17 protein-coding genes are annotated in these 25,499 nt (G+C 42.8%); 10 read left to right on the forward strand and 7 right to left on the reverse strand.

Annotated elements, in window-relative coordinates; genetic code table 11:
* The first annotated feature begins 80 nt into the window (after nt 1-80).
* The 4 genes from ACO6S2_RS02175 (at nt 81) to ACO6S2_RS02190 (ending at nt 8,505) form a co-directional block, all read left to right on the forward strand.
* On the forward strand, nt 81-4,424 hold the full coding sequence (locus ACO6S2_RS02175) for an alpha-2-macroglobulin family protein (RefSeq protein ID WP_422360876.1): 4,344 nt from the start codon (nt 81-83) through the stop codon (nt 4,422-4,424).
* The gene (locus ACO6S2_RS02180; protein ID WP_422360877.1) at nt 4,409-5,599 is read left to right on the forward strand and encodes a hypothetical protein; all 1,191 of its coding nucleotides are present in this window, start codon (nt 4,409-4,411) and stop codon (nt 5,597-5,599) included. Before ACO6S2_RS02175 ends, ACO6S2_RS02180 begins: the two co-directional genes overlap by 16 nt.
* Before the next feature lie 182 nt (nt 5,600-5,781).
* On the forward strand, nt 5,782-8,151 hold the full coding sequence (gene pbpC / locus ACO6S2_RS02185; RefSeq protein ID WP_422360878.1) for a penicillin-binding protein 1C: 2,370 nt from the start codon (nt 5,782-5,784) through the stop codon (nt 8,149-8,151).
* 57 nt (nt 8,152-8,208) lie between these two features.
* Nucleotides 8,209-8,505: a hypothetical protein gene (locus ACO6S2_RS02190; RefSeq protein ID WP_422360879.1), complete on the forward strand. Its 297-nt coding sequence runs from the start codon at nt 8,209-8,211 to the stop codon at nt 8,503-8,505.
* An 8-nt stretch (nt 8,506-8,513) separates the two neighbouring features.
* Here ACO6S2_RS02190 and ACO6S2_RS02195 read toward each other — a convergent pair whose 3' ends face one another.
* Both ACO6S2_RS02195 and ACO6S2_RS02200 read right to left on the reverse strand, forming a co-directional pair.
* The gene (locus tag ACO6S2_RS02195) at nt 8,514-9,209 is read right to left on the reverse strand and encodes a response regulator transcription factor (RefSeq protein ID WP_422360880.1); all 696 of its coding nucleotides are present in this window, start codon (nt 9,207-9,209) and stop codon (nt 8,514-8,516) included.
* Nucleotides 9,206-10,369 carry a sensor histidine kinase gene (locus ACO6S2_RS02200; RefSeq protein WP_422360881.1) on the reverse strand — a complete coding sequence of 388 codons (1,164 nt, stop codon included), beginning with the start codon at nt 10,367-10,369 and terminating at the stop codon, nt 9,206-9,208. Before ACO6S2_RS02200 ends, ACO6S2_RS02195 begins: the two co-directional genes overlap by 4 nt.
* Before the next feature lie 168 nt (nt 10,370-10,537).
* On the opposite strand from ACO6S2_RS02200, the gene ACO6S2_RS02205 reads away from it, so the two are divergent.
* Genes ACO6S2_RS02205 through ACO6S2_RS02215 form a run of 3 tightly spaced genes read left to right on the forward strand, consistent with a single transcriptional unit; the run spans nt 10,538 to nt 12,013 of the window.
* Nucleotides 10,538-10,954, forward strand: coding sequence for a hypothetical protein (locus ACO6S2_RS02205; RefSeq protein ID WP_422360882.1), 417 nt, complete (start codon nt 10,538-10,540; stop codon nt 10,952-10,954).
* A 1-nt stretch (nt 10,955) separates the two neighbouring features.
* Entirely contained in the window at nt 10,956-11,165 is a 210-nt protein-coding gene (locus tag ACO6S2_RS02210; RefSeq protein WP_422360883.1) for a DUF4405 domain-containing protein, read from the forward strand.
* On the forward strand, nt 11,162-12,013 hold the full coding sequence (locus tag ACO6S2_RS02215; protein ID WP_422360884.1) for a hypothetical protein: 852 nt from the start codon (nt 11,162-11,164) through the stop codon (nt 12,011-12,013). The genes ACO6S2_RS02210 and ACO6S2_RS02215 overlap by 4 nt, the downstream gene beginning before the upstream one ends.
* On the opposite strand, the gene ACO6S2_RS02220 is transcribed toward ACO6S2_RS02215, so the two are convergent.
* The 3 genes from ACO6S2_RS02220 to ACO6S2_RS02230 all read right to left on the reverse strand — a co-directional run bounded on the left by ACO6S2_RS02220 (nt 12,005) and on the right by ACO6S2_RS02230 (nt 14,332).
* The gene (locus tag ACO6S2_RS02220) at nt 12,005-12,856 is read right to left on the reverse strand and encodes a hypothetical protein (RefSeq protein WP_422360885.1); all 852 of its coding nucleotides are present in this window, start codon (nt 12,854-12,856) and stop codon (nt 12,005-12,007) included. The two genes, ACO6S2_RS02215 and ACO6S2_RS02220, sit on opposite strands and share 9 nt — an antisense overlap.
* A 59-nt stretch (nt 12,857-12,915) precedes the next feature.
* The gene (locus ACO6S2_RS02225) at nt 12,916-13,332 is read right to left on the reverse strand and encodes a DoxX family protein (RefSeq protein ID WP_422360886.1); all 417 of its coding nucleotides are present in this window, start codon (nt 13,330-13,332) and stop codon (nt 12,916-12,918) included.
* 130 nt (nt 13,333-13,462) lie between these two features.
* Nucleotides 13,463-14,332: a helix-turn-helix domain-containing protein gene (locus tag ACO6S2_RS02230; protein ID WP_422360887.1), complete on the reverse strand. Its 870-nt coding sequence runs from the start codon at nt 14,330-14,332 to the stop codon at nt 13,463-13,465.
* A gap of 132 nt (nt 14,333-14,464) precedes the next feature.
* Here ACO6S2_RS02230 and ACO6S2_RS02235 point away from each other — a divergent pair, with 132 nt between their 5' ends.
* Genes ACO6S2_RS02235 through ACO6S2_RS02245 form a run of 3 tightly spaced genes read left to right on the forward strand, consistent with a single transcriptional unit; the run spans nt 14,465 to nt 22,013 of the window.
* Entirely contained in the window at nt 14,465-15,331 is an 867-nt protein-coding gene (locus ACO6S2_RS02235) for a 3-keto-disaccharide hydrolase (protein WP_422360888.1), read from the forward strand.
* Between the two features lie 45 nt (nt 15,332-15,376).
* Entirely contained in the window at nt 15,377-18,898 is a 3,522-nt protein-coding gene (locus ACO6S2_RS02240; protein WP_422360889.1) for an ABC transporter permease, read from the forward strand.
* Between the two features lie 52 nt (nt 18,899-18,950).
* A complete protein-coding gene (locus tag ACO6S2_RS02245) occupies nt 18,951-22,013 on the forward strand; it encodes a hypothetical protein (protein ID WP_422360890.1) in 3,063 nt (1,020 codons plus the stop codon).
* A gap of 53 nt (nt 22,014-22,066) precedes the next feature.
* Here ACO6S2_RS02245 and ACO6S2_RS02250 read toward each other — a convergent pair whose 3' ends face one another.
* Both ACO6S2_RS02250 and ACO6S2_RS02255 read right to left on the reverse strand, forming a co-directional pair.
* Nucleotides 22,067-22,999, reverse strand: a complete 933-nt coding sequence (locus ACO6S2_RS02250) for a DUF4249 family protein (protein WP_422360891.1) — start codon at nt 22,997-22,999, stop codon at nt 22,067-22,069.
* A gap of 5 nt (nt 23,000-23,004) precedes the next feature.
* Complete coding sequence (locus ACO6S2_RS02255; RefSeq protein ID WP_422360892.1) at nt 23,005-25,383, reverse strand: TonB-dependent receptor; 2,379 nt, start codon at nt 25,381-25,383, stop codon at nt 23,005-23,007.
* Nucleotides 25,384-25,499 lie beyond the last annotated feature (116 nt).

Below are 25,499 nucleotides of genomic sequence, written 5' to 3' on the forward strand. Positions count from 1 at the left end.
TTGAACTTTGGAAATGTTAATCACCTAGTTTCAATTCCAATCCCCTATTTTTATAACCCTATAATTTATCGTAAACCACCATGAAAAAAATCCTCCTCGCCTTCACGGCAGCGCTAGTCATTTTTAGCTGTTCAAAAAAAGACAATCAAATAGAAGGCCCAAACTTCGATCAAGCCAAAAGCCTATTTGTAGATTATATCTCAGCCTACACTTCAGGTGTCATATCTGCCCAGTCTAAAATCAAAATAAAAATGGCCAAGCCATTGGAAGAGATCAAGCCAGGCACTGAAGTCACTGCAGACTTGTTTGCCTTTGAACCTAGCCTCAAAGGCAAAGCTTATTGGGAAGACAATCGAACCATTATCTTCGAGCCGGAGGAAAAACTACAAAGTGGAGCCAGTTATAGTGCCAAATTCGATCTGGCTGAAATCCTGCCAGATTCCAAAGACAAAGGCGAATTTGAATTTGCCTTCCGCATCATCCCACAAAATTTTGAAGTCAAAATGCTAGGCATGGCTTTGTATGATTCCAAAGATTTGTCCAAGGTAAAATTGAATGGGCAAGTGCAAACCGCAGACGATGTAGACAGCAAAGCAGTAGAGCAGATTCTTAGCGCCACTCAAAGTCAAACTAATCTGTCCATCACCTGGACACATACCTCTCCTACGCGCCACTCATTTATCATCGAGAGTGTAAAACGAGATGAAAAGCCAAGCCCAGTAAACATCGCCTGGAATGGCACCGAAATTGGAGTCAAAGAATCAGACGATTTGAATTATGAAATCCCTTCTATCAATGACTACAAGGTGCTTTCAGTTAACATTGCTCGAGGTGCGCAAGATTATATCTCTGTACTGTTTTCAGACCCACTGATGCCCAAACAGAACCTTAAAGGGTTCATCACCCTAGGCAGCAACCAACCCAGGTATGTCATTGACCAAAACGAACTAAAACTCTACCCAACTGCCGAAGTAGAAGGAAGCGTTTCTCTTAAGATTTTCTCCAAAATCAAGAACTCAGCTGGCTATACACTCAAAGAAGATTTCACCAAAGAACTAGAACTCACTCAGGCCAAACCAGACGTAAGAATGGCCACCAACAGCGGCACCATCATTCCTAATTCTGAAGGTCTAATCATCCCCTTTGAGGCAGTCGGTCTAAAGGCGGTAGACGTAACCGTCGTTCAAATATTTGAAGACAACATCCTGCAATACCTGCAAGTCAACAGCATGGGTGACGAATATGAGTTGAACAGAGTAGGTCGTCCCGTGGCTAGAAAAACGATCAACCTATTGGAAACAGGCGTCACCGACTTGAACCAGTGGAACCGATATACGCTGGACATTGCTGAATTTACCAAAGTGCAACCTGGAGCCATGTACCAAATCAAATTGGGATTCCGAAAAGGACAATCAGCTTACTTCTGTCCAAACGCTGAAGAAGGAGAATTAGAAAATCTCGACAACTGGGACAATCCAGAAGAAAGCAGCAATTGGGATAGTTATGAAAACTATTATTCCTACAACAATTACGACTGGCGCGAAAGAGAAAATCCTTGTCACGATTCGTATTACATGTATAGAAGTCTGCCAACCAAATTGGTCTTAGCTTCCGACTTAGGTTTGATGGCGAAAAGAAGCGATCACGGTGACCTCCACGTGTTCACTACCAATATGCTCGACACCAAACCACTTTCCGATGTGAATCTGGCGGTATATGATTACCAACAACAAGCCATTGGTTCCGGCTTCACCAATAAGGACGGACAAGCCAAAATCAAGATCAAAGGCAAACCATTTTTACTTGTTGCCAAATCGGGAAATCAAATGGGTTATCTCAAAATAGATGATGGCTCTTCATTGTCGCTCAGTAATTTCAACGTGACTGGTCAGAAAATACAGAAAGGCGTCAAAGGCTTTATTTATGGCGAGCGAGGTGTTTGGCGCCCAGGCGATGACATTTATCTCACCTTCATCTTAGAAGACAAAGAGAATGTTTTGCCTGAAGGCTATCCAGTGGTTCTGGAGTTCAACAACCCACAAGGACAGCAAGTCAAAAAAGTTGTAAAGACAGAATCAGTTTCTGGCATGTACGCTTTTCAACTATCCACGGCCGCAGACGCACCGACGGGAAACTGGCAGGCAGTGGTCAAAGCTGGAGGTGCCACTTTCTCTAAGTATCTAAAAATAGAAACCATCAAACCCAACCGTTTGAAAATAGATCTTGATTTCAAAAAGGATCGGTTGACTGCCTTAGACGAAACGATATCCGGAGACCTCAATGTGAAATGGCTGCATGGCGCAACCGCCGGTGGGCTCAAAGCCGAATACGAAATGTTCGTATCTCCCGTCAAAACCACTTTCGAAGATTACCCGAGCTTCAGTTTCGACGATGAGTCGAAATACTTTTATGCCGAAAGGCAGGAAGTATTCTCCGGTAGACTAGACGCCAATGGGTTCGCCAAAGTGAACTTAGACTTATATGTAGAAAATAATCCTCCAGGTGCACTGAGAGCAACATTCAGCGGTAAAGTCTATGAAGAAGGTGGCAATTTCAGTATCGACCAAGTGAGCATTCCCTATTATCCATACACCTCATTTGTAGGATTAAAAGCACCTGAGGGCGACAAGCGAGACATGCTGCTAACAGATGAAGATCACAACATCCGAATTGTCTCCGTAGATGCCAAAGGGCAACCTGTGAGCCGACGTAATGTAGAGGTGGAACTGTACAAGCTCGACTGGCGATGGTGGTGGGACAACAGTTACGACAACATTGGCAACTATGTGAGCAGGTCATACAATACGCCGCTACAAAGCACTACGATCAACACTTCAAATGGCGAGGGCAAATGGGATTTGAAAATTGAATATCCAGATTGGGGCAGATATTATGTGAAGGTAACCGACCCGGAATCAGGTCATAGCGCGGGTCAGGTGGTCTATGTGGACTGGCCGGGCTGGGCAGGAAAAGGCAAACGCGGAGACGCCGGAGGCGTGAGTATGCTCAACTTCGAAGTAGAGAAAGAAGATTACAAAGTAGGCGAACAGGTAAAATTGACCTTCCCAAGTACTAAAGGAGGAAGAGTCTTGGTCAGTTTAGAAACAGGCAAAAAAATCATCCAATCCTTTTGGGTGGAAACCGAGGAAAAATCTACGGCCATTCAATTTGAAGCTACTTCAGACATGTCGCCGAATGTGTATGCACATATTAGCTTAATCCAGCCCCATGCACAAACGGCCAACGACCTGCCAATTAGAATGTACGGTGTTCAGTCCATTAAAGTAGTGGACCCTAACACTACATTGAAACCACTGATCGCCATGCCTAAGGAATTGAATCCAGAGCAGACCTTTCAGGTGAAAGTAAGTGAACAAAATGGCAGAACAATGGCCTACTCCGTGGCGATGGTGGATGACGGTATTTTAGACCTGACTAAGTTCAAAACACCATCACCCTGGGAAACCTTTTATGCTAGAGAAGCCTTGGGTGTTAAAACCTGGGATTTGTATGATGATGTGATTGGCGCCTATGGTGGAAAACTAGAAAGACTATTAGCGATTGGGGGAGATGCACCATTAGAGGGGCAAGATGCCAAAAAGGCCAACCGCTTCAAACCTGTGGTAAAGTACCTCGGACCATTTCAATTAAAGGCAGGAGAAACCGCCACTCACGAAATTACGATGCCGCAGTACGTGGGCAGTGTGCGTACCATGGTGGTCGCCGCGCACGAAGGTGCTTATGGCTCTGTAGAGCAGACTACTGCAGTGAAACAAGGAGTAATGGTATTGGCTACTTTGCCAAGAGTAGCAGGACCTGGTGAGGAAATGGATTTGCCCATCACCGTTTTTGTGAATGATGCCAAAATTAAACAAGTGAGCGTTTCCGTGAAGGAAGAAGGGCAGTTGAAAATCTTGGGTCAAAAGAACCAGACCATATCTTTTGACAAACCAGGTGAGCAGGTAGTTTATTTCGGAGTGAAGGCCGCTGAGGCTCTTGGGTTTGGTAAGGTCAGTGTAAGCGCCAAGGGAGGCAGCATCACTTCCAACCATGAGATCGAACTCGATGTACGTGCCTCTAACCCTGAAATGGTGGATGTGCTCGACCAACTCATTTCGGCTAACGAAAGCTGGAATGCAAGCTACGAGCCACTGGGCATGATCGGTACCAATGAAGGGTTGATTGAGCTTTCCTCATTGCCTTCTTTAAACTTGGAGCAAAGGCTCAGGTATTTGATCAGATATCCACATGGCTGCATTGAGCAAACCACTTCTTCCGTTTTTGCGCAACTGTATCTGGAAGAATTTGTCGAACTCTCTGAAGAACGCAAAAAGCAGATCGCTGCCAACATCAAGGCTGCCATTCAACGCTTGGGTAGTTTCCAAACCTCGAATGGTGGTATGGCGTATTGCCGGGTCAGGTAGAGGAAAACGACTGGGGCACCAATTACGCGGGACACTTTTTGCTCGAAGCCAAAAAGAAAGGATATGCCGTACCAGAGGGACTGCTCAGCCGATGGGCCAAGTTCCAAAAACGTCAGGCCAATCAATGGTCGAAAGGAGGCCGAAGAGACAATGACTTGATTCAAGCCTACCGACTTTATACGCTAACACTGGCTGATGAAAAAGCACTCGGCGCAATGAACCGCATGAAGGAAATGGATAATATTAGCTCGGTAGCTAAATGGCGATTGGCTTTGGCGTATGCCCTGGCCGGACACAAAGGTCCAGCGGAAACGATGATAGACGGTTTATCTCAAACCGTGGAAAAATACGAAGGACCCTCCTATACCTATGGTTCCAGACTTCGTGATCGTGCCATGATATTGGAAACGCTATCCGTGCTCGAGAGAAAAGAAGAAGCTTATGCTATACTCGAAGAAATAGCTCAGCACATGGGAGACAAAGACCGATGGATGAGCACGCAGACTACGGCATATAGTTTGGTGGCCATAGCGAGCTACACCAAGGGTTCGGAATTGAATGAAGCTGTGGAGTTTGAAGTGAACGTAGGCAGTGCAGTGGCGAGTTTCCAAAAAGGAAAGTACGTCACACAAATTCTCATTGATGAGAAAGAAAAATCACAGCCTGTGATTATTAAAAACAAGGGCACTTCGCCGCTATACGCACGAATCATCCGAACAGGAATTCCATTGGTTGGAAATGAAACTGCTGGCGCTCAAAACATCAAAATGAACGTGAGCTACAAAGATCAAAATGGAAAGACTTTGACGGTTTCTGATTTGAATCAAAGCACAAATTTTACCGCGCAGGTGACTATACATCATCCAGGCGTAAGAGGAGAATATAAGGATCTGGCATTGACACAAATCTTCCCGTCAGGATGGGAAATCATCAACAGCCGCTTGAACGATACGCCCGATGCAGGAAGCGGAGATCAGCCCGACTACCTCGATATTCGAGACGATCGAGTGATGCAGTACTTTGATTTGAAGCCCGGTGAAAAGAAGACCTTCGAGGTGAAACTCAATGCTTCTTACAAAGGCAAGTTTTATCTACCGGCAGTAGCTGTAGAAGCGATGTACGACAATTCGATCTATGCTAGGACAGCAGGGCAGTGGGTGAATGTGAGGGAGTGAGTTGGGTTCGTGAGGACTCGAACCATGGCCTATCACCACCCAACGTCATTCCCCGGTTTATCCAGGGAATCCGTTTGGTTCAAGCAGCGAAGACTCGGGTTTCAGCTCTTTTGGAGACGGATCACCGGAGCATCCGCAGGGGATATCTCGCTCCTTTGTCGCTCGATATGACGCAGTCAAAAATGAAAAACAAAATCACAAAAATCTTTAAAAACCGATTCGTGCAGCTCTTGCTGCTCAGCTCGGTTTTGTTTTTGTGCTTGCCGTTACCAGACCCGCTTTTTAATGATCCTTATACCACCACTATAGAGTCAGAGGATGAGCAACTCATAGGGGCAAGAATAGCAGATGACGGACAGTGGCGATTTCCTATGGTGGATAGCTTGCCCACAAAATTTGAAACTGCCTTACTTCATTTCGAAGACGAATACTTCTACCAGCACCCTGGCGTCAACCCGGTTTCACTTTTCAAGGCATTGATCACCAACGTGAAGTCAGGAACCATAAAGCGAGGGGGTAGTACCCTCAGCATGCAGGTCATCCGAATGGCCAGAGGAAATCAACCCAGAACGATCTTTCAAAAATTGTTCGAAACACTGTTGGCGTTGAAATTGGAACTGTTTTATTCCAAAAAGGAAATCCTAAATCTCTATGCCAGCCATGCCCCATTCGGTGGAAATGTAGTGGGCATCACCGCGGCCTCGTGGCGTTATTTCAATCGTGCCCCGGAGCAACTCTCCTGGGCGGAAGCGGCCGGACTGGCTGTTCTACCCAATCAACCAGCTATCATATTTCCGGGAAAAAACGAAGGCGCGTTTAAAATCAAAAGAGACTTTCTATTGACCAAGCTGCACGAAAAGGGCGTGTTTGATGCCACTACTTTGGAGTTGGCCATGGCTGAAGAGCTACCCGGTCAACCACACGACTTGCCCCAACTAGCCCCACACTTACTGAGCCAATTGGTCAAAGACGGCCATAAAGGGCAGCGCAATCGGGTGACCCTAGACCTACGATTGCAAAACACGGCAACCAGACTCTTAGAAAACCATCTCCAAAACTGGAATGCCAATTATGTTTTCAATGGGGCCGTACTGGTGGTGGATCTCATGAGTGGTGAAACCAAGGCCTATGTAGGCAATGTAGCTACGGAAGAAATTCACAGCCCCTCGGTAGATATCATTCAGGCCAAAAGAAGTACAGGCAGTTTGCTCAAGCCTTTTCTATATGCCGCGGCCATCGACCAGGCATTGATCACTCCCAAGCAATTGCTGGGTGACTATCCTGTCTTTTTCGAAGGCTTTGCGCCTAAAAATTTCGATCTACAATATCGGGGAGCTGTGCATGCCGATGAGGCACTGACCCGCTCACTAAATTTGCCTTTTGTTATGCTTTTGAAGGAACTTGGCTATCAAAATTTTCACCAGAAACTACAACGAATTGGCATGACCAGTTTGGATCAGTCGGCCGACCATTATGGCTTGTCCATGATTCTGGGTGGGGCTGAGTCTAGTCTTTGGGAGTTGGTCAATATGTACGCCAATCTCTACCGTGTATATAGAAACTCCTTTGGCCAATCTATCAATGATCGTTACCATACGGACAACTATTTCCATCATCAATATCTCATCGATCAGCCCAAAAAACCTTTGGCCACCATGCAAAACAGCGAGGAGTTCAGTATCGCTTCGATTTGGGCGATGCTGGAAGCCATGAAGGGATTGCACAGACCGGATGACTTTGCCGGCTGGGAGCAGTTCCGGTCCTCCACGCCCATCTCTTGGAAAACAGGCACGAGCTTTGGCTTTCGAGATGCCTGGGCCATTGGGCTGAATGGCCGATACGCCGTAGGCGTATGGATAGGCAATGCCGATGGAGAAGGTCGACCTGGGCTAGTTGGAGGCAAGGCCGCAGCACCTTTGATGTTTCAGATGTTCGAACAGCTCACAAGTAATTCGTTTCTGGAAGTACCTACCAGCGAAACGCAAGTCTTTCAGATTTGTCAAGCAAGTGGACAAAAAGCTAACCCCAACTGTGAAAACACAGAAGAAGTCTCCCTACCACTTATGGTTGAAAATACCGGGGCATGCCGCTTTCATCAGTTGATACATTTGGACCAAACGGAACGCTACCAGGTCAACAGCTCCTGTTATGATGTAGATCAAATGGTGCATAAAGGCTGGTTTACACTGCCTCCTGTCCAGTCCTGGTACTATCGCCAATACAACACCGATTATCAAAGCCCACCAAAATTTCTGGCTGGTTGTGACCAATCATCAAAAACAACCACGCTAGAGATGATTTACCCAAAAGCCAACGCCAAAGTATTCATCCCCAAAGAACTGGATGGCACTTATGGACAGACCGTTTTTGAAGCGGCTCACAGCGATACCAAAGAAACCATCTTCTGGCATTTGGATGGCTTATATCTAGGCAGCACCAATCGCGTGCATCAGTTCGGCTTGTTTACAACGCCTGGCCTCCATGAGCTACAGCTGCTAGATGGCCAAGGGCAGGAATTGAATTTGAGGTTTGAGGTGATTGGGGAGAATTAAAAATACCGATTACTAGGTATTACTCTTGTCTTATCCCTTTGCTACTTTTGAAAGCAAATGTTGATAGAAGTAGCCAAACATATTGATCAGGTAAAGGAGCTTTGTTCCAAACACAAGGTGAAAGAACTGTCGGTCATTGACAACCCTACGTTGCAAAAAGACCAAATTCATTTTTTGGTGCGGTTTGACAGCAATATTTCAACCATCCACTATGCTGACAATTATTGCCAACTACAGGATGGATTCAACACATTGTTCGGAAAAACGGTAACGCTGTGGTTTGAAAAATCCTTCCCTGACCTGCAGCAGCTAGAGGAAGTGAAAAAAAGCAAACGGTTATTGTTTGAGGTGTAGAGGCCTTCTCAATTCACTTTCAAAATATACCCCACGCTGTGGACGTTTTCGATCTCAACAGTTGGATCTTCCTCTAGATATTTGCGCAACTTAGCTATAAATACATCCAAACTACGTCCGGTAAAATAATCGGCTGCGCCCCATATTGTCAGTAGTATTTCTTCTTTACTCACGATTTCATTTAGACTATTCGTCATCAGCTGTAGCACCTGATTTTCCTTTTTTGTCAATCGCTTAATTTTCCCGAATTGGGTTAAACTTTGGTTTTTGGGATTAAATGAAAAGCTGCCAATATGTACTGTGCTATTTTCTGTTTTATGATGTCCGTTGCTACTTCTCTTCAATATGGCTCGTATTCGGCAAATCAATTCATCGGGGTCAAAAGGTTTGGTGAGATAATCATCAGCACCCAGATCAAAACCCTTCAATATATCTTCTTTCATAGACTTGGCAGTAAGAAAGAGCAACGGCATCCTGCTGTGGTTCGATTTGATCAATTGAGCCAATGAGAATCCATCCATGCCTGGCAACATGCAGTCGAGTATGCACAAATCAAACTTTGCTCCAAGAAAGTCCCGAATGCCTTGCTCTCCGTCCTGAGCTAAAGTCACCACAAACCCTTCAGACTCCAGCAAATCTCGGATAAGTGCTCCGGCATGTTTGTCGTCTTCTACCAGCAGTAGTTTTGGATTCATTGCTTTCATGGCGCCAAGGGTAGTTCTATAGTAAATGTACTCCCTTCTCCAGGCTGGCTTTCCAAACCAATCGTGCCTCCGTATTGTTGAATGGTTTTCTTCACCACGAATAAACCTACGCCATAACCTGATGGAGCGCTTTCTTTCCTAAAATATTTTTCAAACACTTGACCGTGCAACTCTTTGGGAATACCTACTCCGTTGTCCGATACTCTCAATTTGATCCATTGATCGGTATGGGTTGTTTCGAGTTGCACTTCAGGCCTGTTCTCCACATAGGTAAGTGCATTGTCGAGCAAACAGATCAATACATTGATCAGCTCATTGCGGTCGCCAATAATTTCGCTTTTTTGTGCTTGAAGGCTTGTGGTAATAATTGCTGCTCTTTCTTCCATTTTCACGGATAGACGCTGAATAGTTGATTCAATCAAATCATGCAAATCGCAAATTTCCTGAGTCTGATTATCTAAGATTCTTTCAAGCTCAGCTGTACCGAGCACTGCATTGATCTTGCTTTGCAAGGATTGATTTTCTTCTTTAGCCACACTTAAATAGTGACTGACTCTTTCATCATCGTCATTCAATTTTTTACCTAACATGGTCAACGCCAGAGAAATGTTATTGACTGGTGTCTTCAGCTCATGACTCATAGCGTCGATATAATCCACCGTATCCATCTGAATTTTTCGCTGCCTAAACATCCATTGAAGCGTGACACTACAGATTACAATCAGGGTAGCTATAAGCAAAAAGGAAGTGACAAACATACCGTTAAGTTCGGATCGGATGAAATCCTGCTTCGAAGGAAAGTCTATGTGGATCGATGCATTCTTAGTGTTGGGCATTTTGGCCTGCACATACCCTAACTTTGTTTTGGCTTTTGATAAGGTCACATCGAAGGGTATATCAATTTGATAGTGTTGCAACTGCTCATTTATCGTGCCTTTTATCTCACCTCCGTTTTGTACACCTACAAACTCTACCAAACCTCCTCCTTGCTTTACTGAACAAGACGCGACGGCTGAGCAAACCTTCTTGTCCTTGCCCAGTTGCTCTACGGCAGAGCATAGCGCCAGTGTCACCCGATGACGAAACTGGTCTTCTTTGAGCTGTGCGGAAGTGAGTAGCCAATGGACTTGAAAGACCAAAAGGCTCAGCAGTACCACCACCAAGCAAACCACCAGACCCCAAAGTTTTTTTTTTTCACATCTGCAAATACGTATAAATCGATCAGAAAGTCATTTTTTTAACTTTTCATTAACGTTTGTATAACGATTCATTGGATAAAATTTCTTTGGTGTGGCTCTAATTTTGAATAAATCAAAAAAACAAAAGTCATGCGAATCATACTATTAAGCATGCTCCTCTTAGGAGCAACTGTTTCCACCAGTTTTTCTCAATCTAAAAAAGGCTGTGACCCAAAAGCTTGCGGGCCTACTAATACCAAAGTAGGTGAAGCTAAAGTCATCACGAAGTTGAGAGGTGAGGTGAGCGAAGTGAAAATGCTCATCGGTGATGCCAGTTTAGAAATCAAAGAAGCATCCCTCTCTCATCGAGCGCTCAAACATCTCCCTTTAGATATCGAAAATAATACTGAAGACGCCACTTTACTTATGCTATATATGGATGTGTCTTGCTTGAAACAAACCTTGAACTTCGATGATGGTTCGCCTAATTACAAAAGTAAGGCTCAACTGGTGGCAAGCATGCGCAGCGACCTGAGTGCCATGAAAACTCAGTTGGCAAGCAACTAGCATGAGGTACAAAAATCTGGTAAGTCTGCTAATGGCCTGTTGCTTTTTGGTGCTGGCCGTTAGCGGGATACTGTCATTTTTCATAGACTATTCCAGGCCTCTGGCCACTATACATACAGTATTCGGGCATCTCTTTATCGTCTGTACTGGCCTCCACCTGATCAATAATTGGCCTAGCCTGCGGTCATACAGCAGCAAAAAAATCAAATGAATATTCGTAAAGAATTAGTAGTGGCTGCAACAGGAACAGTCATAATTTTTCTGATGGCCTACCAAGAGGTCTCCCCTTTAGAGGAATTGATGAACTGGGGAGCAAAAATCAAATCTCGTCAAGCTGATACCACGCTTAGTCAGACCTATTCTACATATACAGAGGCTAAAATGACTGGGTCAAAGTTATTGCTGGATGTTAAGCGTGGCGCACATTTTTGGCATCCTCAAGTAGTCGTATGGGTCGAAGACACTTCTGGTATATTCATCAAAACACTTTTCATCACTGAGTCTTCAGCGAAAGGCCTCTTTATGTCTGGCCGCACAGCTGACAATTTCAAATCTTTTGATGATCCAAAAAGTGAAAGTAGGATTTCCAAAAATGAACTTCGCCTGGTGGATGCCTTGCCTTACTGGTCACACAAACGAGACAGGGAAACGCATCCGGGATTTTATGCGCCTACTTTTGATCAGCCTGAAACGGACGGCATGACGGGTGCCACTCCTCAGGGAAATTTTTACATCCGAAGTCATCTACCTGATTCACTTTATGAGTTCAACATCTACCTTGAAGTAAATGTGGCCTTCGACGACAACGAGTACTATTCTGAATATGACTTTCCAGAAGATAGTCTGTATCATGGAGGCACTGGTTTGTTAGGACAGCCATCGCTTATTTATCAAGCTACATGGAGTCGAGTAGATGACCACGCCTTTAAATTGATGCAGCTGTTGGGTCATTCGCACCACTCAGGTCAAAATGGTAAGTTGTACACCGATCTGTCCAATATCACAACCGCTCAAAAGATCATAGATCGAGTAGTGGTAGGATTCGAAAGGTCAGATTAAGTGTATAAACATTTGACCCATTACTACTCCTGTTTTCCAATCATAAGTCAATCCGAAAAACCCACCGAGATGAATAGCATTCGCTCGAATATATTTTCTTATTCCAGTTTGAAGAAATTCAACTTCCTTCTGATCAAAATTATACTGCGCGTCAACCAAAAAGCTGACACCTTCTTGAAGGTTGACAAATGCAGAAGTAGACAACTCTTCTTTTGAAGAATAGGTGATCAGGCTTTCAAGCCAAGTCCCATTAAAACTCAGTGCAGTGAAATAATCACCATCTTCCAACCGATATCCAGCGACACGCCATTGGTCAATAGTTAGATTCAAATGATGTCCCCATTTGTCTCCGTGATTGAAATAGCCATAAGTGATAGATGAGTTTTTGGCTACGGCGTATGCCACCTTTGTACCGGGCCGACCAGGAATAATGGTGCTTTGGGCTTGAGTTTCTACCTGACTCTCCCAAGTGGTGGGATTAGGTCTCAATACCGTAGTCGGTGTGGCAATCAAGCCAATATGCCAACTGAGCTTTGCCATAGGTTTGAGCATCAGTTCGAATGAATTATATCCCGCTACGGGTTGATTTTTACTCATTTGAATAGCCCCCCAAGTTTTAAATACCAGATTGTCACTCAGATTTAAGGAGGACTTAATGCCCAACCTAAAATTAACATCAGCGTAGCTCGAGATGCTATCTGTTGGGAATATGGTAGTTGAATTAACCCCTGCATAGATTCTTGACAGAGAAAATTGCTCGTCCTGATATACATTGGTCATTTGTCCGTAAACCTCCCAAGTCATCAAAAGACTCGTAAGTAGTAGAATAAAGTAATGTCTCATGTTTTGAATCTGGTAAAAACAGACGCAACCCGAAGGTCGCGCCTGCCTACTTCACTCACTCAATCCCAATAGTTATTTTTTGAAAGCGCATGTGCTCCAGCCCCTGAAAAGAAAACCGCCAGCCCTCCGAATAGATAAAAAGCTTGCAATTCAACCGCCCAGCCCCCGTATTGATTCAAGGCAAAAATATCTCCGCTGTGTGCCATCAAGGTAGCTATGAGCATATTGAATGCAAGAACAAGTGCGGCCAATCTCGTGCGATAACCAGCAATGATCAAAAGCGGCGCAACGATCTCACCAATGAATGCTGCGTAAGCGAAAAACTCAGGAAGACCATATCCAGCAAATACACTTTTGATAAACGCATATCCAGAGGTGAAATTGGCAATGCCGTGAAAGAGTAGAAGTATGCCTACTAGCACACGTTGAATGAAAAGTGCAAGGCCTTGGTTTTTGTCAATTTTTAATGTTTCCATGATATTTTGATTTGTTTAGGGTCATTGAAACGGAGGTTTGTTTCCTCGGTTAATGGACAAATCGGATGATATCATGGACTTTTGGACAGTCCGCAAATTAGGTCGGCACAAGTCGTTCCTCGACTACACCTTAGCCCACCACTTCCACTTGCTCCTTATAAAACTGCGGTGCAAGGCCGGTGTGCTTTTTGAAAAATCTGGTGAAGTAGGCCGGGTCATCAAAACCCAACTCATAGCAGATTTCTTTCACTCTCTTGTCTTCATGATAAAGAATTCTTTGGGCTTCCAGCAGCAGCCTCTCTTGTATTAATTCGCCCGTGGACCGTTCGGCATATTTACGAGCCGCTGTGTTAAGTACTCTAGGTTGTACATTCAGCGAATCAGCATAAAACTGAACCGAATGCTCTTCCTTATAATTTTTTTCTATGGCTATTTTTAAGGCACGAAAAACCTTGTAATCTGCATCATTGATTGGCACCTGATCACTTGATTTTTTTCTTTTCAGCCTATTGATTTGTGAGATCAGTATTTTCAGATAAGAGCAAATAATGTCATTGGCATTTACATCCTGAATCAGAAACTCTTCATGCAATTGCTGAAACAAATTATCAAAAATTGCTCTGCTGTTTTCATCCAATTGAATAACTGGACAGGAAGTATTGCTATCGAACAAACAGGTATCTAAGACATGGTTCATAAAGTCCTGCTCGTACTGAAAAACCGCTGGTGAAAACCGAACCACATACCCTTCAGACTCCGAAAACTGGTTGAGCTTGTGAATCTGGCCTGGCGCCAATACGAACATAACCGACCCTTCGTAGTAGTGTCTTTTTAAGTCTAGATCGTGCGTACCATTGCCATCCTTGAGCCATATAATAGCAAAACTCTTCTGACGGCTTCCTTCACCCAACACATTGAGCGCACAATGCATTGGAGAAAACGTATCTATTCTAAAGTTTTTAAGTTCGTTGAGGTCGTATTGATCGCTTGGTTTATTCATGATATGATTTTGTAAGTCCTTGAAAATACGGCAATCAACAGGATTGGTTATGCAGCATGTACCCTTTATGGTTGGGACAATTGTCAGTTGGTAGATTTAAGAGGAATCTCTAGTTTTATTGAAATTGTCACTGTGAAAAAGCTTATACTACTTACTCTACTGCCGATCAGCGTCTTTTCTTTTTCTGGCATTGAGAGCCCTTGGGTTTCTTTACTAGATCCTGAGCTCTCACAATGGGACACTTATCTAAGTTATCGCCACCAAACCAACTACAACGGAAATGAACCTTTAGACTCAAAAGGAAACATCATCGAACCTATCGGGCTGAACCCTAATGGATACGATGTATTCACTGTTTCAGAGAAAGAAGAGGTTCCCACACTGAAAGTGAGTGGTAAAATATATGGTTGCTTGATTTCGAAAAAGGAATACGAAAATTATCACCTCAAACTGAAAGTAAAATGGGGAACTAAAAAATGGACACCCAGAAAAGATAAACTCAAAGATTCCGGCATCTTATATCATTCGATTGGTCCCATGGGTGCTGAATATTGGCGGTCTTGGATGTTGTCACAGGAATTTCAAATCATGGAAGGGCATATGGGTGATTATTGGGGTCAGGCCAATTCAGCTATTGATATTCGCGCCTATATGCCCGAAGGAGTCATGAACCCTGTAGCGGACCCAAGGCCTGAGTTTATTGGTGTGGGGTTCGGCGAACAGGCGGGTGGCTATTGTATGCGCAGTGAGAATGCCGAAAAGCCTCATGGAGAATGGAATACACTCGAACTGATTTGTTATGATGGAAAAAGTCTACATCTCGTCAATGGAAAAATCGTCATGATCTTGAAAAAATCAAGGTATTTCGAGAACGGCAAAAGTATTCCTATGACTAAAGGGAAAATCCAAATTCAAAGTGAGGCTGCTGAAGTCTTTTTTAAGGAAATAAACATTAGAACCTTAGAATCCTTACCTGAGCAGTACCTTAGATACTTTTAAGCAAAACACTTTCCTGGCCTCCTATTTATTCTCTAATTTCATCCCATGGATCAATGGATGAACTGGCCTTGGATCGAAATGTTAATTGCAGGTACATGCCTTACAGGTATGATGTTGCTACTTTTCTTATTGCTCAGTAAATTTCCGGCTAGTCGTTTTTTAGGGCAATTGGTGTTGGCTTACCTTGGGTTTGCGATTCTGAATATCTGGTCCGTAGATAAAATTTGGATCAACCTCTCATTAGTTAGTCTGGCCATTTCTATTAATTGGTATGGCTCGACCTTCTTCACTCAAAACTCAAGAATTGCCGGCAAGCATCGCTGGTTCATTCTAGTTTTCCTTGTTACAGCAGGGGTGGCCTACTATTTCTCTGTGGCTTGGGTATTAGTCGCTTTTGTAGTTGTAATAGTCTTTGATTCCGTTCGAAAGACCAATCAAGAGGCAAAAAGTAGGGGGGTTTCCTGGTTTCAAAACCCAGGGTCAAGAATCGTTTGGTTCAGGAATTTCTATGGCTATAATCTGCTGCTTATTTTCTTTTTTCTGAGTTTAAATCCGCTTCTCCCTCTAGAAGTGATATGGGGAGGAATTTTTGTACTGTTTGGTCTTATCTACTTTCAAATATTTAAAGAATCTGGTTTTACCGCTCCTATACCAACTGCAAACAAATACAAAAAATCTACACTATCAGCTAGTCAGAAAGCGGCCATTGTAAGCAAGTTGGACAAGCTCATTGCTGAAAGTCGTTTTTATTTGAGAGATGACACCTCGTTATCAAGTGTTGCCGAAGAACTTCATACGAGCACGCACCATCTTTCTCAAGTCTTGAATGAAAACAAAGGAATCAGCTTTCAAGAACTGATCAGTCAGCTAAGGATTCGGGAAGCTCGTCACTTACTTAAGGGCCCTGAGCAGAAAGACACCAAAGTGGAGAGTATTGCTGCGATGGTGGGCTATAACTCCAAATCTGCGTTCAATACTGCGTTTAAACGCCATACGGGCATCACACCTAGTGAATACAGAGAAACTAAGGACGTTCTACCTTATCGGGAAGAACTGCTACCCGATAAGAAAAGACCTACTTCTTTCATTAGCAATTTTAGTTTGAGTCATCTTTTTACCAAAAAACTCAAACGCACCATGGTTATCAATTTTTTCAGAACATTCATTCGGGCGCTGAAGCGCAATAAAGTTTTTACGCTCATCAACCTATTTGGGCTCACGGTTGGTTTTGCCTGCAGTATGCTCATCTACCTGTTTATCGAGCATGAACTTTCGTATGATCGCTCAATTCCCAATCATGAAAATATCTATCGAGTCAGTTGGATTGCTGAGCATTCTCAAACGCGAACTCCACACCCCATGGCTCAGGCCATGCGGAGAGATTTTCCTGAAGTAAAAACAGCAGTAAGCATCTCCCCTTGGTATGGAGCTGGTCTTACCAAACAAGAAGTACAAGTAGAAAACAAAACCTTGGAGTTGAAATTTGATGAACCAGATTTCTTCTTTGCTGATTCTACGTTTCTGGATGTTTTTCAGTTAGCCATTGTAGCCGGAGATGTCAGGGCACTTCATGAACCCAACACGCTAGTGATCACAGAAGCCATGGCTATGAAGTATTTTGGAGAGGCGGATCCTATTGGGCAGATACTTACCATCAGCGATATGCCAATTGAGGTTTCTCTGGTGGTCGAAGGCATGCCCGAAAGCTCTCATTTCCATTTTAATGCCTTGATTTCTTATGAAACGGTGAAGGCTATAAACCCAGAAAGTCATTGGATGACTTGGGCTGACTTTGGACACTTCAACTATATCGTATTGGAAGACGGAGCCAACTCTTCGTCACTACAATCGAAAATAGGAGACTGGGTTTTTAAATATCTCAATTGGGACGAAGACGCCAAAGAAAGATTTGATACTGGAGAAATAAGGTTTGAACTTCAATCCATCGCAAACATTCACCTCCACTCGCACCTTCGATGGGAACTAGAGAGTAATGGCAACATTTTATACATCTACATCCTCACCGGAACGATGATATTTATTCTGATCATTGCAGGGATCAACTACATCAACCTCACTACAGCCAAATCTGTGGAACGTGCCAAAGAAATAGGTGTAAGGAAAACGCTTGGTGCAGTGTCTGGTCATCTCACGCTACAGTTTTACCTGGAGTCTATTCTCTTTTGTTTTGTGGCCATGACGCTAGCCATTGGACTAACCGGGTTGGTCATTGATGCATTTAACGAACTCAGCAACAAGACTTTTGCATTTAGTGATTTGTTTGGCCTCGGCTTTTTGGGAAAAGCCGGTTTACTCGCCTTGGTCATTGGGCTGCTGGCTGGTATTTATCCCGCACTTTTTCTTTCCGCTTTTAAGCCCTCGGATGTACTAAAGGGCAAATTATCAGTAAGCGGAGGAAACAACAAACTGAGAAGCGTGCTCGTAGTTTGTCAATTTGCAGTCTCTGCCATCTTGATAACTTCCAGTCTAATCATTTTGAAACAGATCGATTTTATGAAGTCAAAGGAGCTGGGATTCGATCAGGAAGCGGTTATTTCTATCCCTATTCCATCGAGTGTTGAGCATGGTGGGATCAACCTTTCCCAAACTCAAACCATCCAGCAAGAGCTCAGAAAAATTCCCGGCGTTCAGCATGTGTCCGCCGTTTCTAACCTTCCCGGGTCTCAGTTCGACAATCACCCCGTTCATTCAGTGAAGCATCATCCAGACTATCTAGATGCCAGTGAGATGTTTGTGGATTTTGGTATCACGGAGCTACTCGATTTTGAAATATTAGAAGGTAGAACCCTCGATCAAAGCTATGCTGCCGACTCTGCCGGAACCAATGTTTTGATCAATGAATCATTGGCTAGAGGGCTAAACTTCACCGATCCAATAGGAGAAAAATTCACTTGGCACTTAGGAGGGCATGATTTAGAAATCACCGTGGTTGGTGTGATTCAAGACTTTCATTACAAATCGTTGCATCAATCGATTAATCCACTAATTGTACAATACCAACCTTATATGATGAATGAAATGGTGATAAAACTGGAAGGTCAGCATTTTCAAAAAACACTGATTGCGATAGAAAAACTGTACGCTAGCCACGGCCAACAAGATGGTTTTGAATACCACTTTCTGGATGAGCAACTTAGCGATCTTTACAACAATGAGGTACGGACATTAGGCGTCTTCTCCATATTTGCAGGTATTGCGCTGTTTTTGGCTTGCTTAGGTCTGCTTGGAATGGCCTTGGCCATGCTTGGTCAAAAACTGAAAGAAGTGAGTATTAGAAAAATTTTAGGTGCAAGCCCGCTTCAAATTATACACATGATTTTTTCTCAGTTCGCCATTCTAGTCGGCATAGCGCTAGTTATTGGATTGCCGTTGGCTCATTTGCTCATGCAAGAGTGGCTGGGCGAGTTTCCCTATCAGGCCCCTCTAGGTTTCATTCCATTTATTGGGTCAGCTGTTTTACTACTAGCCATTGCACTGGCCAGCGTTAGTTTGGTTGTTGTCAAAATCGCCGCTACCAACCCTGTAGAAACTTTGAGGTACGAATAAGTTTGTCTTAATCTCATGAATAATTAATACCTTAGGTAGGTTATAATTATTCATGAGATTAATTTTAAAACTCACAGGCACAATTGCCATTCTGCTAATTCTCCCACTCTTGATATTGGAGCTGGTTCTGGGATTGTGGTATAAAAGTGAAATTGTTGATCGACTAAAAATTTTGGCTGACGAGAGTTTACAATCCACGCTATATTTTGAGGATATTGGCATTAGTACTTTTCCCAACTTTCCTCACCTCACCATCTCAATAAAAAATCTATCCATCAAAGAAAGTGGTTATGAAATTCTAAAAACGGAAAAAATTGCTCTTCATGCGGATTTACTCGACCTCTACGAAGACAATTATTCTCTAAGTAAAATTGAAGTACTGAAACCTCAATTTTATGCTCCGATAGATTCCACAGGAAAAAAATTTATGCTTCGTACTAAAAAAAAGGAGGAACAAAAAGCGGGGGTAAAGTTTCTGCTCGACATTCCGAAAATTGAAATTAGAGAAGCATTAATTATTGTTGACAATGCGTACAAAGGGAATCGTATCAGATTATCAATAGATCAAGGTAACTTTCGACTCAAGTCATTCGATGACTTACTAGAATTTAAAGGTGATGCAGTTGGCATTCTGGATACGATGATATCAAGAGGAAATTTGAACCAGACAGCGGTGCCCATAGCTGCTCATCGGGCCACCTTTCGGATAAATACCTTGGACGATAAAAAGCTGTTTGACGGTGTTATTCAGCTCTACAATGCACAGCTTCGGGCCTATGGCCTGCTACGGCCTGCTGGTAACGGAAACTTGCTAGATATTACACTCGAAGGAGATGAGGCCAGAATCAATGATTATTTGGCTCTAATTCCACAGTTCAGACCTCTGAAACTTATACAGCACAATCCAGACGCCCAGCTTACTTTGACCGTTCGAAATTCGGGCTTTGTAGATCCCGTCACCTTCCCCAATGTCGACATCTTGTTTGAACTGAAAAATGCTTCCTTTACCAGAATCGGATTGCCAGGCAAATTAGACAGCGTGAGTTTTCGGGGGCACTTTACAAATGGTAAAGAAAGAAATGCTTCAACAAGTGAAATGGTTATTGACTTTGGACATGCAAAAGTCAATAATAGCTTTTTTCAAATTGAAGGTTCAATTCGAAATTTTGAAGACCCATATCTAAATATTGATGCCAGTTCAGAATTAGAATTAGAAGACATCAAGGGTCTGGTAAATTTCCCCGATGTAGAAATGTCTGGATCCATAAAAATTCGGGCCGATATTGATGGAAAAATTTCAGAATTAGAGAAAAAAAGAAGGTCAAATCAAAACACATTTAACGGCCATATTGCATTTGACAACCTTCAGGTCAGAAAAACAACGTCTAACATAAAAGTTGAAAATTTTAGCGGGCTAATTACAGTCAAGAATAAACAGCTAACGTTATCTGCATTAACCGGTCGGTTCAATGACGCTAAAGTTAACATCGCGGGGTCAACACAGAACTTTTTTCCATTGCTTGAAAAAAAACCTGGTAAGACTTCTTTTGCCAACGTGGCCATCAACATGGACGAGTTATCTCTATCCAAATCTGACGTTGAGGCTATATCGAAGAAGGATGACATCGATACTAGTTCTAAAGGATTCACATTCCCGCAGTTTCTTCATCTCAACTGCGATGTAAACATGAAAGCGTTTACCTACGATGACTACCATGCGAAAAGCATCAAACTTAAATTAGCTCTTAATAACGATTCTCTATCCTTACAAACCAGTCATTTTAAGTTAGAAGAAGGTGATCTTTGGTTGGGAGCAGTATCCAGACCATCTACCAACGGTGAAAATTTTTATAACCTCTGGGTGAGGGCTGATTTAGATTATTTAGACACAAAAAAATATCTGCGTTCTGAGAAGAAACCTAGCTCAAAGGTGAACGATAAAGCCTTAGATTTTTCTAACTATTCCGTTCATACCGATATTCGACTCAAAAAGCTAAAGCACGATAAAGTAGAACTATCCAACCTGAGAATTTTGGCAGATTTGAAAGAAGAACAATTCCACGCGAATACTTTCAATTTTGATTTTCCTTTTGGAAAAACGCGCTCTGAGTTTAACATTGATCTGAAAGATTCCATTTATCAAATAAGAGGAGAGTCAAAGGTTGCTCTTCACGCTTTCAATATCGATTCGATAAAAAGATACTACAACACCCTTAAGCCCAAGCGGCCTCCTGCTGACTCTCTTCGGAATGATGGATCTTCGCGATTCTCCGTAGATAAGTTTAATTTCCATGTTTCAGCACCAAGTGCTACTTACCAGCACTATAAGATTAGTGCACTTGACGCTAACCTTCACGTACGTGAGAACCGATTACGGCTCAATAAGTCTTCATTCGAAATGTTTGATGGCCTGTTTGAGGTAGAGGGATTAATCCGAAGAAATGAAGCACATGAAGTTAAAGCTTTTTGTAATCTATCGGCATCAAATATTTCCCTAGGCGACATTACTTCCAACGTGGCGATGTCCAATAAGGAAATGTTTTCAGAGCAACATTTCAAAGGCGATGTAGGAGTAAACGGTCAGGTGCTCCTCAAGTATAATCATGAATTGGTGCATCAAGAAGATGAGATGCTTGGAAAGATGAGTGTTTCGTTGAGTCATGGCGAAATGATAAAGTTTAAACCTATAACCGAGTCTCTCAAGTTTATCAAACAAGCCAATCGTGACACAATCCTGCTAGCCAACCCTCATCTGGAGGTACTTTTTCATAATGACGAAATTGTATTACCAACCACCACATTCAAGACTTCCTTGTCCAACATCGAGTTTTCTGGCTATCACAGTTCCGAATTTGACTTCGGTTTTGACTTACAGATTAGTGTAAGTGATTTACTTTTCAAGTCACAAAAGAAAAAAAGAAAGCAGGTCAATGACGATGAAAAAGCTCGTTTCGGTTTAATCAAACACCACCTTCAAGCAAGAACTGTAGATGGAAAGTTGCATATCGAGTCTATGAAAAAGAAAGCCTATTACAAGGACCTTGAATTACTAAAGAAAAGATATAATCATGTAGATTCTGCACTAAAGCAAATGAGTATACAAATTGTGCAATAAAAAACCCCGACTCGTTTGCCGGGGTTTTCTCAATCGAACTAAACTGCAAAATCTTATTCCTCTTGGGGCACCTGACTCACGTCCAATCTTTTTCCATTGCCTTCCACTGCGGATACGCAGAAGAAACCTAAGGCTATATCATCAGAGGTCGTGTTAACAATATTTGTGGGCACGTTACTGAGCGGCGTATCGAACAAGGCCGCAAAGCCTCCTTCTCTATCTATTTGAATGTACAATTGTGTCAAAAAATTGTGAGCTGCAGGTGTGATAGAGTGAACTTCTACGTACAATGAATCACCATCCTCATATGGAGACAAAAAAGTATCTTCTTCATTAGGGTCCTCATCAAAAGGATTGACGGCATCTCGTATGGGAGGAATAAATATCAAACCGTCGATAGCTCCGCCGGCAGAAAACCCGGCGTCCCAAGCAATATTGATTTCACCTGGTTTGGCAAGATATTGCCCGTTTTTGTAAGATTTAATCCAATAAGTGTCTCCCGTGCCTTCAGGGTCTCTCGACCAAAATTCGCCCATATAAAACTCCTCCTCAGTACCAAAGGCGGACTCTTTTTCGAAGCGAAAGGTCACGCTATCCACAGTAGGCACACGATTCAACGCTGAAGTCGATGTAAATGTATTTCCGTCGGCAACTACGGTCAGCGAGTAAGAATTTCCAACAGTTCCAAAGGTCTCTGTAGCGTAGGGCCAAACATAGGCTCCATTTGTAGATTCAACAAAATCAAAGCGGGTGCCCTCATTGTCCACAATGTAAACTTCCGCACCTGCCACACCCACACTTTCTGAGTTGTCAAAATAGGGTTGAGTCCTGGTCACCTTAATGATTTGATCTTCGGGTTTATTATTCACCCAAGCATCTACCACGATTACCTCTGGGGCATCATTTAGTTCTGGGTATATCTGGTCATCGCATGACATAAGGAAGATACCCGTGATAAGAATATTGATATATTTTAAAGCTTTCATTGTCATTAAAATTTGAAGTTGTAAGAAACGGCCGGTATCATATTACCTATGATGGAAACTTGTCTGGCTTGGGTCTCTACCAAATCACCCGGCCCTGGCCTTACGTCATTATCTTGTGTGAAGTAGATGGAGAATGGATTCTTTCGACCGTACAGGTTATACACTGAAAACACCCAATAACTTTCATTCTTTCTTCTCTCTCCATTTCTTTTGAATCTTTTTCCTTGCAGTGTAGCAGAAATATCCAACCTATGATAAACGGGTATTCTAAAATTATTACGTCCATCGCCATGGTTGTATGGCACCACATAATCACCCATCTGGTAGCGAGACGTAGGAAACGTTGTAGGCGTACCAGTTAGGAAAGTAAAGTTTGTAGATAAACTCCACCGATCATTCAGATCGTAAAATGCAGCCATTTTTACATTATGTCTTTGATCGTAGCGTGTAGGGTACCATCGTCCATTATTAATCCCTTCGGTTTTTAATTCTGTCTTGGCAAGCGTATAACTGACCCATCCCGTTAACCTTCCGGTATTCTTTTTCGCGTACAATTCAAGGCCATAGGCACGACCTTCTCCACTCAGTAGATCTCCTTCTATGTATTCGTTGATTAAGAGATCTGCCCCATCGATGTAGTCGATTTGGTTCTCTGTTTTTCTATAATAGATTTCGGCAGAAAACTCCACGTTGTTGTCTGGTCCAAAGTTTCTAAACCAACCCAAGGCTACCTGCTGACCTATCTGAGGTTTGATATTATTGCTACTAGGTGTCCAAACATCAAGTGGGTTAGATGCTGTAGTATTTGATATCAAATGTAGATACTGGCTGGTTTTATTATAGCTTGCTTTGAATGAATTATACTTATTGAGCTGATACTTTACAGAAAACCTCGGTTCAAGGTTTGAATAGCTCTGGATTTTTTCGCGACTGTCATATTCCACTTCTCCCATGTATGGTTTTCTTACACCAGGAATCGTATCACCAAACATGAAGGCCTTGCCAGAACCAAGCAAACTAAAGTGTGAGTACCTCAAACCATATTGTACCTGGATATTCTGTCCAATCTTTTGATCATTGGAGATATAAAGCGCTGATTCTAGTGCATTTTTAGATGGCAGGCTAATGTCCTGAGACTCCCCATTACTCACCCCTACCGCATTGGCTGGCTCGAACTGAAGGAACAACAATTCTCCGCCAAAAGACACCTCGTTATTTGGATTTACGAAGTAGGTAAACTCAGGCTTAAAGTCATAGTTCATAATTCGAGAGTTCCAATCAAACTGATCCATCTCATCTTCACCAAAGGCCAATACGTAGTCGTAATCACTAAAAAAGGCTGTAAAGTTGGCAAAAATCCTGTCGGTAAAAATATGATTCCACCTCAGCGTCGCGGTCTTATTTCCCCAGTTAAAGCCTTGGTTCTCATCAAACTTAAAGTTATCTCGACCAAAATAACCCGAGAGATACACTCTGTTCTTTTCATTGATATTCCAATTGGTCTTCATGGTCAGGTCATAGAAGTTCAACGCTGCACCACCGTCTAAGGCATCAGTAAATGCCTTGGCAAAAACATCTATATATGACCTTCTTGCAGCAATAATAAAAGAAGCCTTGTCTTTCACGATTGGAGCCTCGACTGCCACTCGGCTAAAAATGGTTCCTATACCTCCCTGTGCAGCAAACTCCTTGCTGTTACCTTCTTTCATCCTGATATCTAGAACAGAAGATATTCTGCCACCATATCTGGCTGGAATACCTCCTTTGATCAGATTCACATCTTTCACTGCATCTGGGTTAAACACTGAGAAAAATCCAAGCATGTGTGAGGAATTATATACTGGAGCTTCATCGAGCAACACCATGTTTTGCCCAACACTTCCTCCTCTTACATTGAATCCTGATGCCCCTTCTCCTACGGTAGCCACACCCGGCACCATTTGAATACTTCTCAACACATCAGCCTCGCCCATAAATGATGGGATTTTGGTAATGGTCTCTATATCTAGTTTGTTGGTCGACATCTGAATACCTGATACATTAACATCTTCAGGCTCAGCAGATATCACTACCTCCTCGAGTTGTTGACTGTCCGAAAGCAGTTCTACATCTATCCTTCTGTTTTCAGATAGATCAACGGTCTGCGAAATAGCCTGATAGCCGATATACCTGTATTCTACTTCATATACATCTTGTGGAAGTGTAATGGAGTAAAACCCATACACGTTGGTGATTACACCCTGAGAACTGCCCTTGATAAGTACCGTGGCACCTATGAGAGTTTCTCCATTACTTGCATCTTTTACATAGCCACTTATGGTGTTTTGCGCCTGCGAGTAAAAAGCCAGGCAAACCAAAAGTTTGGCCAATAGAAATTTGTTCATTGAGTTTAGCGTAAGTTTTTATGCTTTAGTTTTTATTAACCTTTGGGAAGACGATAATGAATTCCAATTCACGTAATTATTGGTTATTACTTTTTGATGTGTAGAGTTTTCATAGA

Source organism: Reichenbachiella sp., from assembly GCF_965233835.1.
GTDB lineage: Bacteria > Bacteroidota > Bacteroidia > Cytophagales > Cyclobacteriaceae > Reichenbachiella.

What these genes read in the sequence shown, in the direction of transcription:
- ACO6S2_RS02225 (WP_422360886.1), bottom strand. Translation starts at nt 13,332, where the DNA reads ATGGAAACATTAAAAATTGACAAAAACCAAGGCCTTGCACTTTTCATT.
- ACO6S2_RS02195 (WP_422360880.1), bottom strand. Translation starts at nt 9,209, where the DNA reads ATGAAAGCAATGAATCCAAAACTACTGCTGGTAGAAGACGACAAACAT.
- ACO6S2_RS02245 (WP_422360890.1), top strand. Translation starts at nt 18,951, where the DNA reads ATGAGATTAATTTTAAAACTCACAGGCACAATTGCCATTCTGCTAATT.
- pbpC (WP_422360878.1), top strand. Translation starts at nt 5,782, where the DNA reads ATGAAAAACAAAATCACAAAAATCTTTAAAAACCGATTCGTGCAGCTC.
- ACO6S2_RS02175 (WP_422360876.1), top strand. Translation starts at nt 81, where the DNA reads ATGAAAAAAATCCTCCTCGCCTTCACGGCAGCGCTAGTCATTTTTAGC.
- ACO6S2_RS02205 (WP_422360882.1), top strand. Translation starts at nt 10,538, where the DNA reads ATGCGAATCATACTATTAAGCATGCTCCTCTTAGGAGCAACTGTTTCC.
- ACO6S2_RS02190 (WP_422360879.1), top strand. Translation starts at nt 8,209, where the DNA reads ATGTTGATAGAAGTAGCCAAACATATTGATCAGGTAAAGGAGCTTTGT.
- ACO6S2_RS02240 (WP_422360889.1), top strand. Translation starts at nt 15,377, where the DNA reads ATGGATCAATGGATGAACTGGCCTTGGATCGAAATGTTAATTGCAGGT.
- ACO6S2_RS02230 (WP_422360887.1), bottom strand. Translation starts at nt 14,332, where the DNA reads ATGAATAAACCAAGCGATCAATACGACCTCAACGAACTTAAAAACTTT.
- ACO6S2_RS02210 (WP_422360883.1), top strand. Translation starts at nt 10,956, where the DNA reads ATGAGGTACAAAAATCTGGTAAGTCTGCTAATGGCCTGTTGCTTTTTG.
- ACO6S2_RS02220 (WP_422360885.1), bottom strand. Translation starts at nt 12,856, where the DNA reads ATGAGACATTACTTTATTCTACTACTTACGAGTCTTTTGATGACTTGG.
- ACO6S2_RS02250 (WP_422360891.1), bottom strand. Translation starts at nt 22,999, where the DNA reads ATGAAAGCTTTAAAATATATCAATATTCTTATCACGGGTATCTTCCTT.
- ACO6S2_RS02255 (WP_422360892.1), bottom strand. Translation starts at nt 25,383, where the DNA reads ATGAACAAATTTCTATTGGCCAAACTTTTGGTTTGCCTGGCTTTTTAC.
- ACO6S2_RS02215 (WP_422360884.1), top strand. Translation starts at nt 11,162, where the DNA reads ATGAATATTCGTAAAGAATTAGTAGTGGCTGCAACAGGAACAGTCATA.